This is a genomic window from Novosphingobium sp. LASN5T (genome assembly GCF_003856955.1).
In the GTDB taxonomy this organism is placed as follows: Bacteria; Pseudomonadota; Alphaproteobacteria; order Sphingomonadales; family Sphingomonadaceae; genus Novosphingobium.
This window is the reverse complement of sequence record NZ_RQSI01000010.1, coordinates 53644-68718: the sequence shown is the minus strand read 5'-3', so window position 1 is coordinate 68718 and position 15075 is coordinate 53644. Positions and strand designations below refer to the sequence as shown.

Genomic DNA, 15075 nt, shown 5'->3' with positions numbered 1-15075 from the left:
CAATTCTCATGAGGGTGAGGAAACCATGACCACCATCGCACGTGCGGCGCGCCCTGCGTTGTCCATCCTTCTTTGCAGCGTTTCGCTCCCCGCGCTGGCCCAGACGGCCGACAGCCCGCAGGACGACGGCGCACTGCAGACCATCGTCGTGACCGCCGAACGCCGCACGCAGAGCCTGCAGGATGTGCCCATCTCGGCAACGGTCCTGTCGGGCGAGGATCTGCAGAGGAAGGGCGTGTCGAACCTCAACGACATGCAGCAGGTGGCGCCATCGGTGGCGATCAACACCTTCAACCGATCGACGTTCATCAATATCCGCGGCGTCGGCATCGCGCAGTCCGCCCCAACATCCAACCCGGGCGTCGCCTATTACATCGACGGCCAGTTGATCCCGCACGAACAGTTCATCGGCCAGAGCTTCTTCGACATCGGTTCGATCGAGGTGCTGCGCGGGCCGCAGGGCACGCTGACCGGCCAGAATTCAACCGGTGGCGCGGTCTACGTCCGCACGCCCGAGCCCGAGTTCGGCAGCAATTTCGCGGTGGGCGATTTCACCGCGGGCAATTATGATCGCTATCGCGCCGTCGTGGCCGCCAATATCGGCGGAGAGGACGTTGCCCTGCGCGTCGCCTACGTCCACGAACAGCGTGACAGCTACACGCGGAACATCGCCGCCAACGCGCTGAGCCAGCCCGGCAACCTCAACATGGACGCGATCCGCGCCAACCTGCGCCTGCGCGGCATGGATGGAAAGCTGAACGTCAACGTGCGCGGCGAATATTTCGACGTGCGGACCGACAACAACGCGGTGAAGAACCGGAACGATGCCGTCTCCTCCAACCCGTTCGTGATCGAGGAGGACGCCCCCTCGTTCCAGAACCAGGCCGGCTACCGGATTTCGGCCGAGGCGCGCTACGACGTGGCCGACACCGTGCAGGCGCGCGGGCTCGTTTCGTGGCAGGACGGCTTCACGCACGACCAGACCGACGGCGACCGCACCGCAACCGCGCTGCCGGTTCCGGCCAACCTGCCGACAACCGGCGCCAACACCGCGCGCTTCCCGGGCCGGGTCAGCAACGGCGATACGCGCTTCAAGACGCTGATCGGCGAAGTGAACCTGCTTTCGACCGGCAAGGGTCCGTTCCAGTGGGTGCTGGGCGCGTTCGTGATGGACGAGACCGTTCCGGTGACGCTGCTGCGCGATAACCGCAACACCACGCAGCTGCTGCAATCGAACAGCAGCATCATCACCACCGCCAAGAACACCTCGCAATCGATCTTCGGGCAGATCAACTATTACGTGACGCCGCAGATCGAACTGCTCGCAGGCGCGCGCTACAGCTGGGACAAGCAGGTCTACACCCGCTTTGCCGTTCCGGGCGCCGGCTTTACCCTGCCCTTCGTCAGCCAACAGGCCTCGAGCCAGCTGACCGGCAAGGTTGGCGTCAACTATCACTTCAACGGCAACGGGCTGATCTACCTGACCGCGTCGAAGGGCTACAAGGCGGGCGGCGTCAACCTCACGCCCAACACGCCCAACTTCAAGCCCGAGCGCAATTTCGTCTACGAGCTCGGTTTCAAGACGGAAGTCCTCGACCGCCACCTGCGCGTGAACGGCGACGTTTTCTATTCGGACTACAAGGACATCCAGCTGTCGAGCCTTGTCGGCGGCCTGCCCACCACGCAGAACGCGCTGGCGGGGCGCTCCAAGGGCGGTGAACTCGAACTGACCGCCCAGTTCGGCGGCTTCGCCGCCAACGCCGGCGTCGGCTATCTCGATGCCAAGTTCAACAATTCGGCCTGCATCTCCGATACCAACGCGGCCGGCACCGATCCCGGCTGCCCCACCAACCTGCGCTTCGTGCCCAAGGGACGGGTGCTGCCCTTCTCTCCGAAATGGACGGTCAATGCCGGCGCGCAATACACGCTCGCGCTGGCGGGCGTGGACGTGACGCCGCGCATCCAGTGGTCGCATCTGTCGCGGCAGAATGCCACGCCCTTCCCCAGCGTGAACACCCTGGTTCCCGGACGCGACATCTTCGACGCGCGCCTGACGTTCGACCTGGGCAAGAAGTACAAGCTGGAAGCCTTCGTCAACAACCTGACCAACAAGACCTACATCGCCACGCAGATCCAGAACAGCTCGAGCGCGGACGGCGGCATCATCTATGGCGCCCCGCGCACCTACGGCCTGCGCATCAAGGTCGAGATCGGCAACTGACGGCAACGGAAGGACGTGATGCGCACCGTGTTCAAGTCCATCCGGTTCCACCACGTCCTGCCCGCGATCGCCGTCCTCACGCTTGCCCTTTCGGCGGGCGCGCGGGGCGGCGATGCGCCGGACCGCTGGTGGGCACCGGGCGAAGGCCGGGTGTTTCCGGCCGAGCTGGACTACGACAACGCCAACGGCACGTTGCGCGCGCTGCTTGTCGGCGGTCCGATGCCGACGAAGGACCACCCGTTCTTCGAGCCCCTCGGCCCTAACGGCCGCGCCTGCGTGACCTGCCACCAGCCGGCTGATGCCATGAGCCTGTCTGCCGAAAGCGCGCGGCGGCAATGGGATCGCACCGGCGGCAAGGACCCCTTGTTCGCGGCCTACGACGGCTCGAACTGCCCCACGTTGCCGCAGGCGGAACGCGCATCGCATTCGCTGCTGCTGGAACGGGGGCTGATCCGCATCGAACGCCCGTGGCCGGTGCGGCAGTTCAATGGCCAGCCGGTGACGCCGGACTTCTCGATCGACGTGGTGCGCGATCCGAACGGCTGCAACAGCGGTCCGCACTATGGCCCGGCGGCGGGCAGGATCTCAGTCTATCGCCGGCCGCGCCCGGTCGCCAACATGAAATACCTGCTGGCGGTCGGCTTCCCCTATGATCCCAAGCAGGGCTACGCGCTGCCGCTCGATCCGGATACGGGCAAGCCCGAATCCGGCAATCTCATGGCGGACAACCGCGCCGGCAACCTGCGCATCCAGATGGAAGACGCCGCGGCCAGCCACCTGCAGATGCTGCGCAGGCTGACGCCCGAGCAGCGCAGGCGGATCGAGGATTTCGAACTGCGCATCTTCACCGCGCAGCAAGCGAGCAAGGCCGGCGGTGCTGTCGATACGACCGGCGCCAGGGCAGGCCCGGCGCGTTTGCGGGATTCGCAGCCCGGCGCGCTTGGCAGCATCGGGGAGCCGGTGTGGAGCGAATTCACGGGCTGGGAAAAGATCAGCGCGGAAGATGCGCGCACCCTGACGCCACAGCAACTGGCCTTCCGCCAGTCCGTTGCCCGCGGGGCGCGCGTGTTTCGCGAAAAGATGTTTCTCATCACCGACACGGCCGGCATCAATTCCCGCATCGGCTTCGGCAATCCGGTGCGCAATTCGTGCGTGTTCTGTCACAACATGAGCCAGATGGGGAACGATGTGGCGCCGGGGCAGGTCGACCTCGGCACGACGACGCTGCCCTTCGCCGATCCCTGGGCCGATCTGCCGCTGTTCAAGGTCACCTGCCTGAAAGCGCCGCACCCGCATTATGGCCGGGTCATCTTCACCTATGATCCCGGCTTCGCGCTGACCAGTGGCCGCTGCGCCGATGTCGGCAAGATCACGCTGCAATCCATGCGCGGGCTGTCCGCCCGCGCGCCGTACTTCTCCAACGGCTTGGCAAAGGACTTGCGAGGGATCGTGGACTATTACGAGCGTCGCTACTCCATCGGCTATACCGAGCAGGAGAAACAGGATCTCGTCAATCTGATGAGCGTGCTGTGATGAAACGGATCGCGATTGCAGCCGGATGGATCATCGTGCTGGCGGCGCCGCTGTCGGCACAGGCGCAACAGGCGGGCGAACTTGTCCGCTTCATCGCCTGCCCCGTCTATCGCGATACCGATTCCGGCCGCAAATCGGGTTGCTGGCTGGCGGACGACCGCGAAAGCGGGATCCGCTACGACGTGAGCCAAAGCCCCTACAAACCCGACTGGAACCGGGAAGTGCTGGTGGAAGGCCGCGTTTCCGCCGATCCGCCCACACCGTGCGGGGCAACGGTGCTGGACCCGGTGCGGACTTCGCGGCTGGAGACGCCCTGCCCGCGCCACATGCTGCCGGCGGAAGGATACGCGGGCCGGCGCTACAAGCTGCCCCGCCGCAACATCGATCCGCTGTCCGTGCCCCGGAAAGTGCCGCCCGGTCCCTACGCCGAGCGCACGTTCCCGGTCTATTTCGAGTTCGGCAACGACTTCCTCGTCTATCAGTACGACGACTGGCTGATCGATAACGCGGTCACCTGGATTCGCGCGGCTCACCCCAGGAAGCTTGTCATCACCGGATTTGCCGCAACCGACCCGACGCCCGTGTCCGGCCGCACTATCGCGGAGCCGGCCGGCCTTGCCGCCGCGCGTGCCGCCAGCATCGCCGAAACGCTGCGGCGGCTTCTGCCGGGCATGATCGTGGAGACCCGCGCGCAAACGGGCGCCCTGCCCACGGACGAGCCGGAAGCGGACGGGCTACCCGGACAATCGCAACGCCGCGCGGAGATCCGTGCGGTGTTCTGAACACGGCCGATAGCGCGGCAGCCCAGCAGGACCGCCGCCTGCAAGCGGTTTGCGCACGATTACACGAACAGGCTGCCCACGTCTTCGCAACGATCCAGCGTGAGAATCGCGGCCACCAGATGTTCCGCCTGTTCCCGGCCACGCGGCAACGCGGCATGGGCAAGGCAATCGACAAACTTCGCGTGCTGCGCCGCAGGCGGCAGCGGGCGCGCCGGGCAGCCCAGCGCATCGGGCACCATCGCCTCCAGGAACGTCCCATCGTGGAGCCGGATGCCCATCGCCCCGCCGGTGCCCCGCTGCCAGGCCGGCGCCTTCGCAATACGCGGCCGCACCAGCGCCGATAGGGCCAGCACCTGCTGGTCGGCCAGCGTGTCGGCGCCAAAATCGTCGAGGCCGACGCCACCTTTTGTCAGCGCCAGCGCCGTCGTAAACGGTATGGAAAACTTCGCGTCGATCGCGACCGCCGGCGCCTGCTTGCGCTCCAGCGGATCGACCAGCATGTGCTGCACCTCATCGACCTCCACATCGATGCCGGCGACTGCGGCCGGGGCAAAACCGTGCCGGCCGCGCAGATCGAGCGCCATTTCGATAAACGGATGCGTTCCCCGGCAACTCGGCCAGGGCTTGAACGTCAGTTCCGTGCCCCAGAAATGCGTGCCCAGCCGATCGGCAAGATCGTCGGCCGAAAAGGCGCCACCGGCGTAAAGCGCGTAAAACCCGGCCCTGCCCTCCAGCGGGGCTTCGAACCCCGCAACCCCCTCTCTTGCCAGTAGCACCGCCGTAAGCGCGGCCTGGGCGGGAAAGGCCTCGCGCACCGCCCGCAGCACCGTCGTCCGGCTGTGTTTGATCTCGCCCGGCATGGTTGCCTGACACAGGACCATGGACAGCGCGTCCTTCACCTGCGCGGCATTCAGCCCCAGCAGGTTGGCCGCCCCGGCGGCGGCACCGTAGGCCGCGACGATGGGGGGCGGATACCATCCTCCCTCCTCCATGGGCTGCCTGAGCGAAAGCGCCATACGGCAGGCGATGTCGCCACCGACCGCCAGCGCCGTCAGGAAGCGCCGGCCATCCACCGGGCCTTCGGACTGCGCCAGCGCCAGCAGCACCGGGACGAGCGAGGCGTTGGGATGGGCCGGCGCGCGATCAAACGCGTCCTCGTAATCAACCGCATGGGCAAGGGCGCCATTCGCCAAGGCGGCGCCGACCGGCATGGCGCGTATGCCGGTACCAAGAATGCTGCACGGCCCCTCTCCACCGCGCGCGGCCAGCGTCACGAACGGCTGCGCTTCGTGCGCAAGGCCACTGGCGGCGTAGATCACCCCGGTTGCGTCCAGACATGCGCGGGCTGCGGCGGCGCGCGCATCGTCGGGCAAGCCCTCCCAGCGCATCGCGGCGATGTGCCGGGTCAGCATGTCACTGATGCCGGTTTCGGGCGACGCCATCATCGCGCCGCCAGCCGGGGGGCGAGGGACAGCAACACGATCGCCGCGATCAGAATGCCGGCGCCCACGAGTTCGGCCGGGCGCGGCATCTTCAATCCCCAGAACAAGGCGAGCAGAACCGATCCGCCAACCCCGGCGACCAGGCTCGCCGCGCGTTCCAGCGGCACGCAATAGGCATTTTCGCGCGGGTCCAGCAGGATCAGGATCGCCAGCACCGAAATCAACGTCAGCGTGCAGCCGATCCAGAACAGCGGCCACAGCACGGGGTCCGTCCACACACTGACGAAGCCCCAGGCAAGCTCGCCCGATTGGCCGCCGATGCCGGACGCGGACATCAGCGCGAGCGCTGCCACCGACAAGGGCAGCGCGATCATCTTTTCCTCGACGAAGTAGCGTCGGACTGAGGCGGCATCTCCGGTCTTGGAAATCTTGGTCATCACCGCGAGCCGGAGGAAATAGCCGATGGTGTAGAGCACGACCGTCACGATCGCGATGGGCGGCAGCTTGAGGCCGCCCCGATCGGTCAAGGTGATGAGCAAGGCCAGCAGCACCATGGCCAGCGCCGCCCAGCTCCACCAGCGTACGCGGCGTCCGAATACCATGTCCACCAGCGGCGCGATAACCAGGACATCGCCGCGCATGATGAGCTGGATGAACGGGATGCTCACATCCCGGATCGTGAACGACAGCGGCACCGTGAACAGCACGAGCGCGGTCCCCAGCCCCGAAAGCAGCGTATAGCGCGTCGGCACGGGCAAACGCATGCCGGCCACCCGCACGGCGTGGGCATCGCGGTGCCATCCCGAAAGCCAGATGAACGCCCACGTCAGGACCATGCTGATGATCAGCGAGGCCGGCAGCGTTTCCAGCCCGGTCAGCGGCCGTCCCAGGCCGGGATGCGTTACCGAGGTGACCAGACGCGTGACGATGACGTTCGGCAGATAGGCCAGCAGATAGAGGAAGACCGTGGCTTCCATCGGAAAAGCGGCCAGCGACAACCGACGGTGGCGCGCGCTCATGGCGCCGCTTCCACGATGACCATGTCGCTTTCTACGCGATAGCGCGCGTTGAGCCCCGCCTCGCCCGTCACCGCAGCCATGTAATCGATCACCGCCGCGAAATCCGCGGTCCCCGGCGCAGGCACGCGCGGTACCGCGTCGCGGCCAATCACCAGGGGCAGGAAGCCGGCCTGCCGCACCCGGCCATTGGCGATATCCAGCCGCGCGATCATCGACAGGCGCGCGGCTTTGGGGAAATTGTAAAGGCTGTCGAAATCGGGCTCCCATTCCTCCGCCAGAACGCGGATTTCATTGAAGCTCTTCGATGCCGCATGCGCCGGGTCCATTCGCAGGTCGGTCGCGAAGTTGCACAGCGAATAGAATACCGGTCTGCCGTCGATCACCTCGCAGCCCTTCAGGATATGGGCATGGCCACCGAAAATGGCATCAGCCCCCGCGGCGATCGCCGCACGGGCAACGTCGCGCTGATAGTCCGCGATCACCGCGCGCACGAAATGAATGCCCCAATGATGCGAAACAAGCACGACATCCGCTTCGCGCTTCGCCGCGCGGATATCCGCCTCCATCGCGGCAAGATCGGCACGATGGGGATAGGTGTGGGTGCGCGGCGGCGTGCCTGGCTGATCGTGTTCGATCTGCTCATAAACCGTGAAGGCGCGCATCGGCGCACAGCCCGGCCGGCGCTCGTCCGCCCAATAGCTGTGCGGCAGAATACTGGAATAGGCGAGGAAGGCGACGCGCGTTCCGTCAGGAAGCTGCCGTAGCACCGGGCGGCGCGCCTCGACGATATTGGCCCCCGCGCCAACTACGCCGATGCCGGCCGCCTGCAGGTGCCCGCGCGTTTCGAAGAAGGCGTCGGCGCCCCAGTCCATCACATGATTGCCGGCCATGGAGATCACGTCGAACCCGGCCCGGCCAAGCGCTGCGGCGCCTTCGGGACGGGCCAGTACGGCGTGGCGCGCCTGCGGAAGCCTTACGCCCCGCTCGGCGAAGCTGGTTTCAAGCTGGCCAAACACGATGTCGGCGCTTTGCAGGAGATCGGCCGTGCCCGCAAAACAGGCGTCATAGTCATCGCGATCCATCGCAAGGTCGCCCGTGGCGAGAACGGTGTGGATCACGATCTTCTCCCGCAAGGCCATGCGAAACGGAACCGGCGATGGCCTCTTTTCATCGGGCTACCGCGCCAACGGAACGAGCGCAAGCGCTTACATCATCGACGCCCGGATGCTTGGCGCGCGGTTGCAGATCACCGCGGGCGATCACACCCAACAAAACGCCGCCCGGCCAGTGAGGGGGCCGGGCGGCGTGGATGGTGCGGAGGGATACCCCCGCGCCAGGTCCGGAAGGGTAGATCAGTACACGTAGCTGGCGCGGAACAGGAACGTGCGGCCCGGCTCCATGTAATCCTTCTGGTAGCTCGGATTGTCGCCCTTGGTGGTGTAGTATTTCCACCCGCCCAGGATGTTGCCCACGTCGAAGTCCAGCGCGAAGTGCTTGTTGAAGTTGTAGCGCGAATGGAAATCGAGGCTGCGGTTGGGCTGGACCCACTTGTCGACCGCGTTGTCGCGCAGCGATTCGATGTACTTGCCGCGATAGTTGTACGAGAGCTTCGCCTCGACGCCGTACTTCTGGTAGGTCAGCGCCGCGTTATAGATCAGGTGCGGCGTGTTGACGAAGCGGATCGGCTTGCCGGCGCGATAGGCAAGGCCCGTTTCCGCGCTGGACTTCTGCACGGTGATGTTGCCCTCGATGCCGAAGCCGTCGAACGGCGGCGTGATGCCCTGCAGCCCCTTGATGATATTCAGCTCGACGCCGTAGATCGTCGCCCTCTGCCCGTTCTGCGGCTGGTCGATCACGACGGTGCCGACCGAAGTGTTGGCGTTGACCTCGTTCCCGCCGGTGAAAATGAAGTTCGAGATGCGCTTGTAGTACACGCCCGCCGAAACGATGCTGGTGGCATCGGGATAGGTTTCCAGCGAGAGATCGAGGTTGAGCGCCCGCGCCGCCTTGAGGTCCGGGTTGCCGCGCGAGATGCCGACCACTTCGCCCTTGGAATTGCGCGAAACCGACTGGCTGGCGGCGATGAACCCGTATTCGGGCGGGGAATAGCCGGTCCAGATCGCGGCGCGGACGACATTCTTGTCGTCGGGGCGCCAGATCGCGGTCACGCTGGGCAGCAGCACGTTGTAGCCCCGGTCGGTCGCGATGAAGCCGCTGCCGGCACTGTCGTCGGACCAGCCGACGTTGTGCGTCTCGCGGCGTTCGAAGCGCGTGCCGGCGATCACCTGCAGCGCGTCAAAGTGGAAATGAGCAAGGGCATAGGCGGCATAGACGCGCTCGGTGCCGCGCTTGCGCTGCGTCAGATCGGGCAATCCGCTGTCGGTGAAGCCGTTGGCCTTCATCGCGGCATTGATCGCGGCGACCACCTTGTCGCGGTTGAACACGTCGCCGTAATAGTACTGGCCGCCCAGCACGCTCATTACTTCCTTCTGGACGAGCCCCGACTGCTTGAGGTTGAGGCCATCGAGCGGCGTGCCCGAAAGATCGCCGCCGTAGCCGGGATAGTAATCGTACTGGCGCTTCGACTGGAGGAACTTGGCCCCGACCTTCACGTAATCGAGCACGCTGCCTTCGAAATTATAGCGCGCATCGAACCGGAAGGCGATGCGGCTGTCCTTCTGGCGGTCGCGCGATACGTTGAGCCCGTCGAACGGCAGCAGCGACGAGTCATGTTCGACATTGGCGGCGGGGCCGGTCAGGTCGACATGCGGGAAGCGCGGGTCGGCCGAGACCCAGTCCAACCCCTGCGCGTTGAGCGGATAAGTGCACTTGTCGCAGTTGTAGCTGATCGAATAGCTTTCCGGCGTGGCGCGCGAACCGCCCGAATAGCTGGCGTCGTAATCGAGTTGGAGCCGACCGGCATCGGTGTGGCCGCCCAGGTTGATCGTGTAGAGCGTCTGGTTCTGGTCGATCGTCGAGAAGTTGCGCGCGAACTGGAACGCCTGCGGGTTCCACACGCCGGAACGGCCGTTGAGCGACCAATACTGGCTGGAATTGCGGTCGGCATCGGTAATCACGCCATCACCGTCGGCATCGACGATCTGGCTGGTGGTATAGCTGTAGATGCGGCCCTTGGCGCCGGTGCCGATCACCGCCTTGTCGGGCTGGACCAGCGTGGTGTCATTAATGTTCACCTGCGTCAGCCGCGCGGTCTTGCGGCTGCGGTAATCGGTCACGTCGTTGGTGCCGCGCTGTTCCTGGTGCGAATACTGGCCGCGCAGGTAAAGCTGGGTATGATCGCCGTGATAGTCGAACGAGACGTTCCCGCCATAGCGCTTCTGCTGCAGGCGGCGGTAATCGAGATCGATCCCCGGCAGATGCATGTTGCTCTGGTCGATCGCTTCCTGGCTGTCCTTGCGCCAGCGATAGGGTTCCCATTCGCCGTCGTTTTCGGTTTCCTGCCCGTTGCCGTGGTTCATCCCGTAGTTGGCGGAGATGAACACGCCGAAGCGGCCATCAGCGAAGCGCTTGCCGAAATCGAGCTGGCCCTGATAGGTGCCCGCCGCTTCGCCCGCGTCCTTCGCCTGCTGGTTGAAGCCGGCCGCGCCATAGGCGCGCAGCGTCAGGTCGTTCTGGAAATCGAACGCGGTGGGCGTGCGGAAATCTATCGAGCCGCCGATGCCGTCACCATCCTGGTCGGGGGTCAGCGTCTTGGTCACACGGATCGAGGCAAGGCCGTTCGGCGGCAGCACGGTGAGCGAAACGTCGCGGCTGCCCGGATCGGTCTGCGCCACGCGCACGCCGTTGATATAGACCGCGTTGTACGTGCCCGAAAGGCCGCGAATGGCGACGTATTCGCCCTCGCCCGTGTCCTGGTTCACGATCACCGACAGGCCGGGAATGCGGGCCAGCGCATCGGCCACGTTGGCGTCGGGCAGCTTGCCCAGGTTGTCCGCCGAAATGATGTCGATGACGTTATCGGCCTTCTTCTTCTCCTCGATCGCGGCCACCGTGCTCAGGCGCTGGCCGGTGACCGTGATGGAATCGGGCGCATCGGCCGCTTCATCGGCGTGCGCGGCGGTGCCCGCGACGATCGACGCGATCGCCACAGACGCCCGGAACAGCGCGCGGCCCTGCCGCGCGCGCTTGTAACCTGCCATGTCGTTTCTCCCCAGGAACGCAAGAACCCCGACTGCGCCCCGCACCGGCGGGACGATCCGAAAAGGCAAGGCGCACCCGTTGCCGGAGGCGGAGAGCTTCCGGCGGGCGGGGCGTCTGCGAATCGATTTTTCAGTCAACTGGTATAAACCAGTTAGCCATTACATCGGCGTGACAGCTTTCGCGCCTGCATCAAAATATGGAACGGCCGCCGCGAAGCAGCCCATCGTCGCACCGCTTTCAACCTTCGGGTAGCAGCAGACCCGCAAGCAGCGGGCGATATGTTTCCAGATCGGGAACCTGCCAGTCCTTGCGCTTGCCCAGATCGTCGAAGCGGCGAAGCTGGATCGCGTCCTCGAACCAGCGGTTGCTTCGGAAAGAGCCCACTTCATCGGGGTTCATCGCGCCGCCCTGCAGTTGCAGGCTGAGCAGCGAAGCGCCGCTGAGGCCTTCCGCATAACCCGGCTCGACCGCGCAGAGATAACGCTTGGCATCGACATGCAGGCGGACCGGCTCGGTCACGTCAGGCGCGAAGAACGGAGAAAGAAACGCAGCCCCCGTCACCTCGTGACGCGCATCAATGCCTTTGTGCTCCGCAGCATTTCCGGCATCGTCAATGAATTGCCCGATATCGTGCAACAGCGATGCCGCCACCATGGCAGGCGAGCAGTCCTGCGTCCGCGCCAGATGCCCGCATTGCAGAACGTGCTCGATCTGGGAGATCTCCTCGCCGTAGTGATGGTCGCCGAATTCGTTGATAATTCGGAAAATCCTGTCAATTCTGGTCGTCGTCATTCGGTTTCCCGTCATTCCTGCCGCGGCAATGCAAGGCCTGCACATCGTTTTATGCAGCCCGGTACCGCTCCGGGCGTCGTCAATCTGTAGCAGTTTTGGACTATACCAAAAATATGACTGGCTGGCGACATTTGCAGACCGGCTGACGGCAACGGAGAAAGGCACGGGCATGAGCAGAAGCGGCGGCAACCGGCGCGATTTCCTCAAGGCGACGGCGCAGGCGGGCAGCGTGGCGGGCGCGCTTTCGGCAGGCGGACTGTGGTCGGGCCTGATCGATCGGGCGCTGGCGATCGCGCCGGCGGGCCACACGGGCTCGATCATGGATGTCGAGCACGTGGTCATCCACATGCAGGAAAACCGTTCGTTCGATCACTATCTCGGCATGTTGAACGGCGTGCGCGGGCTGGGCGATCCCCGCCCGCTGCGCCTGCCGGGTGGACGCGCGGTGTGGGCACAGCCTTCGGACCAGCATCCCGACGGGCATGTCCTGCCCTATCACGGCGATTCGCACACGACCCGATCGTTCACCGTCGACGGCGCGGACCAGTCGCACCGCGAGAACATGCACATCTTCCACCGGGGCCGCTACGACCGCTGGGGCCACACCGGCGAACTACACAACCGGATGCTGCACTACACCGCCGGCGACCTGCCGTTCTACTATGCCCTGGCGGACGCCTTCACCGTCTGCGACGCCTATCACTGCTCCACCATGACGCAGACCTATCCCAACCGGTTGCACCTGTTCACCGGCTGCAACGGTGGCGGCACGGTCGGCGGCGATCCGGAAATGAGCAACTATGGCGAGGACGAGACGCCCAGCGCCGACATGGCGACCGACCAGCCGCTGCGCGCCGACGCCTATCGCTGGACGACTTATGCCGAACGGCTGCAGCAGGCCGGCATCGCGTGGAAGGTCTATCAGGAATACGACAATTTCGGCGACAACCTGCTCTCGGTATTCCCGCCGTTCCGACCCTGCCCGCCCGATTCCGACCTATACCGCCGGGGGCGGGCCTGGGTCAGCGAACATCGGCAGGGGCCGGACCGCACCCGTTCGGACGGCGAACAGCTCGTCGCCGCGTTCCGTGCCGACGTGGCGGCGGGCCAGCTTCCGGCGGTCTCGTGGATCGTCACGGCAGCGGACCTGTCCGAACACCCCAAGGCCGAACCGTCCAAGGGCGAACACGTCACCGCAAAGCTGATCGAGGCGCTGATCGATCACCCGGACGTCTTCGCCAAGACTGTGTTCATCCTCAACTACGACGAGGCCGGGGGCTTCTTCGACCACATGCCGCCGCCGGTGCCGCCGGTGGGCGATTATCGCGGGCACAGCACCGTGCCACTCGACGGCGAGATGAAGGACTGGTCGGCCGAAAGCGCCTGGGCCGCCGAACATGGCGCGCGCCACCCCATCGGGCTGGGCATCCGCACGCCGACGATGCTGGTCTCGCCATGGAGCCGGGGCGGTTTCGTCTGCTCAGAACTGTTCGACCACACCTCGGTCCTGCGCTTTCTGGAGCGGCGCTTCGGCGTGCGCGAACCCAACATCAGCGCGTGGCGCCGCGCGGTATGCGGCGATCTGACTTCCGCGTTCGATTTCACGCGCGCCGATCCCTCGCGCCCGGCGCGCGCGCTGCCCGATACCGCCGATTTCCGCGACCGCGTGGCCCGCTCGGCGGCGGGCACCGCCAACGCCATTCCCGCGCGGCAGGAGCCCGCCGCGCAGATGCCCGGCCAGCGCCCGCATCGCCCCCTGCCCTATCGCCTCGCGGTGACGGGCGAAGTCACGCCCGCACGCCGCTTCCGTCTGTCGCTGGCGAACACAGGGACCAAGGGCGCGGCTTTCACCGTCCACGACAACACCGACCGGCAGGAGCCATGGCACTACACCATCGGCGCGGGCGACCGCTTCGCCAGCGAACAGTGGCACGATGCCCCCCTCCCCGCTGCCGACGCAACCGCCGACGCCTATGACCTCACCCTGCGCGGCCCCAACGGGCTGTGGCGGCGCTTCGCTGGGCCACTTGGCGCGCACGTTGAGGCGCTGTGTATCGACCGACCGGAAATGGATGCAGTGGAACTCGTGCTGGTCAATCGTGGAGCCGCGCCAGTGACGTTCGCGATCGCGCTCGATCCCGCCTACCGCGCGCAGACCGCGCCGATCCGCTCGGTGTCCGTGGCGCCGGGCAAGCGGGTGAGCGACCTGTGGCGGCTTGGCCCGAGCGACAACTGGTACGACCTCACCATCCGCACCGACAGCGAACCGGCCTTCCTGCGCCGCTTTGCCGGCAAGGTGGAAAACGGGCGCGCCGGGCGGACCGATCCCGGCATCGGCCCGATGCGCATCGAGGCCTGACCGCGTGCGGCGCGGTTGGCTGGCGGCGGGCGTGGCGCTCGCGCTCGCGGCAACCTCGGGCGCAGCGCAGGCGCCTTACGTGGCGCCGGCGCGCGTGCCGGACGGGGTGGCCGTGCTGCCCCTTCCCCCCGCGCCGGGCAGCCCGCAGGACAACGCCGATCTTGCCCTGTTTCGGGCCACCCGCGCGCTCGAGGGAAGCCCGCGCTGGCGGATGGCGACCGACGACGTGACCAATGCGCCGCTCGATCGCTATGCCTGCGCCATGGGGATGCGGATAGATGCTCGCCGCGCGCCGGCGCTGGCCGCGCTGCTCGACCGGATCGGCACGGGCGAGATGGTGGGACCGGTGAAGGAGCACTATCGCAAGGCGCGGCCCTATCTCGGCACGGATGCGCCCATTTGCGAGCCGCGCACCGATCATCTCGCGCGCAACGGCGATTATCCTTCGGGCCATGCCGCGAACGGCTGGCTGGAAGCACTGGTGCTGGTCCAGTTGCTGCCCGATCGCGCCACGCCGCTCCTCGCCCGTGCCCGCGCTTATGGCGAAAGCCGCGTGATCTGCGGTGTCCATTCGCACAGCGCGGTGCAAGCGGGCTGGCTTGCCGGCAGCGCGATGTTCGCGATGCTGCAGGCCTCGCCTGCCTATCACCGCGATCTTGTCGCTGCCGCGCGCGAACTGGCAAGGCTGCGCGCCCATGCCCCGGTGCCGGACCCGACCGCCTGCGCACGGGAAGCCGAACTGGGCGGGCAAGGACCCGGCCGCTAA

10 protein-coding genes are annotated in these 15075 nt (G+C 66.1%); 5 read left to right on the top strand and 5 right to left on the bottom strand.

Features of this window, described 5'->3' with window-relative positions; genetic code table 11:
• Nucleotides 1-25 precede the first annotated feature (25 nt).
• Genes EH199_RS08915 through EH199_RS08905 form a run of 3 tightly spaced genes read left to right on the top strand, consistent with a single transcriptional unit; the run spans nt 26 to nt 4536 of the window.
• A complete protein-coding gene (locus tag EH199_RS08915) occupies nt 26-2221 on the top strand; it encodes a TonB-dependent receptor (RefSeq protein WP_124808905.1) in 2196 nt (731 codons plus the stop codon).
• Nucleotides 2222-2239: 18 nt separating this feature from the next.
• Nucleotides 2240-3754, top strand: coding sequence for a hypothetical protein (locus EH199_RS08910; RefSeq protein WP_124808904.1), 1515 nt, complete (start codon nt 2240-2242; stop codon nt 3752-3754).
• A complete protein-coding gene (locus EH199_RS08905; protein ID WP_124808903.1) occupies nt 3754-4536 on the top strand; it encodes a hypothetical protein in 783 nt (260 codons plus the stop codon). The genes EH199_RS08910 and EH199_RS08905 overlap by 1 nt, the downstream gene beginning before the upstream one ends.
• Before the next feature lie 59 nt (nt 4537-4595).
• Here EH199_RS08905 and EH199_RS08900 read toward each other — a convergent pair whose 3' ends face one another.
• The 5 genes from EH199_RS08900 to EH199_RS08880 all read right to left on the bottom strand — a co-directional run bounded on the left by EH199_RS08900 (nt 4596) and on the right by EH199_RS08880 (nt 12139).
• Complete coding sequence (locus EH199_RS08900; RefSeq protein ID WP_223806559.1) at nt 4596-5981, bottom strand: MmgE/PrpD family protein; 1386 nt, start codon at nt 5979-5981, stop codon at nt 4596-4598.
• Complete coding sequence (locus tag EH199_RS08895) at nt 5978-6997, bottom strand: hypothetical protein (RefSeq protein ID WP_124808902.1); 1020 nt, start codon at nt 6995-6997, stop codon at nt 5978-5980. The genes EH199_RS08900 and EH199_RS08895 overlap by 4 nt, the downstream gene beginning before the upstream one ends.
• Nucleotides 6994-8115 (bottom strand): CapA family protein, encoded by a 1122-nt coding sequence (locus EH199_RS08890; RefSeq protein ID WP_124808901.1) that lies wholly within the window; start codon nt 8113-8115, stop codon nt 6994-6996. Before EH199_RS08890 ends, EH199_RS08895 begins: the two co-directional genes overlap by 4 nt.
• A 234-nt stretch (nt 8116-8349) precedes the next feature.
• A complete protein-coding gene (locus EH199_RS08885) occupies nt 8350-11157 on the bottom strand; it encodes a TonB-dependent receptor (RefSeq protein WP_124808900.1) in 2808 nt (935 codons plus the stop codon).
• Nucleotides 11158-11395: 238 nt separating this feature from the next.
• Nucleotides 11396-12139, bottom strand: coding sequence for an HD domain-containing protein (locus tag EH199_RS08880; protein ID WP_223806558.1), 744 nt, complete (start codon nt 12137-12139; stop codon nt 11396-11398).
• Here EH199_RS08880 and EH199_RS08875 point away from each other — a divergent pair.
• Entirely contained in the window at nt 12120-14309 is a 2190-nt protein-coding gene (locus EH199_RS08875) for a phosphocholine-specific phospholipase C (protein ID WP_124808899.1), read from the top strand. The genes EH199_RS08880 and EH199_RS08875 overlap by 20 nt on opposite strands.
• Before the next feature lie 4 nt (nt 14310-14313).
• Nucleotides 14314-15075, top strand: coding sequence for a phosphatase PAP2 family protein (locus EH199_RS08870; RefSeq protein ID WP_124808898.1), 762 nt, complete (start codon nt 14314-14316; stop codon nt 15073-15075).

Excerpts from the sequence above, each read along its gene's own strand:
- EH199_RS08915 (WP_124808905.1), top strand. The coding sequence starts at position 26 with ATGACCACCATCGCACGTGCGGCGCGCCCTGCGTTGTCCATCCTTCTT.
- EH199_RS08910 (WP_124808904.1), top strand. The coding sequence starts at position 2,240 with ATGCGCACCGTGTTCAAGTCCATCCGGTTCCACCACGTCCTGCCCGCG.
- EH199_RS08905 (WP_124808903.1), top strand. The coding sequence starts at position 3,754 with ATGAAACGGATCGCGATTGCAGCCGGATGGATCATCGTGCTGGCGGCG.
- EH199_RS08900 (WP_223806559.1), bottom strand. The coding sequence starts at position 5,981 with ATGATGGCGTCGCCCGAAACCGGCATCAGTGACATGCTGACCCGGCAC.
- EH199_RS08895 (WP_124808902.1), bottom strand. The coding sequence starts at position 6,997 with ATGAGCGCGCGCCACCGTCGGTTGTCGCTGGCCGCTTTTCCGATGGAA.
- EH199_RS08885 (WP_124808900.1), bottom strand. The coding sequence starts at position 11,157 with ATGGCAGGTTACAAGCGCGCGCGGCAGGGCCGCGCGCTGTTCCGGGCG.
- EH199_RS08875 (WP_124808899.1), top strand. The coding sequence starts at position 12,120 with ATGAGCAGAAGCGGCGGCAACCGGCGCGATTTCCTCAAGGCGACGGCG.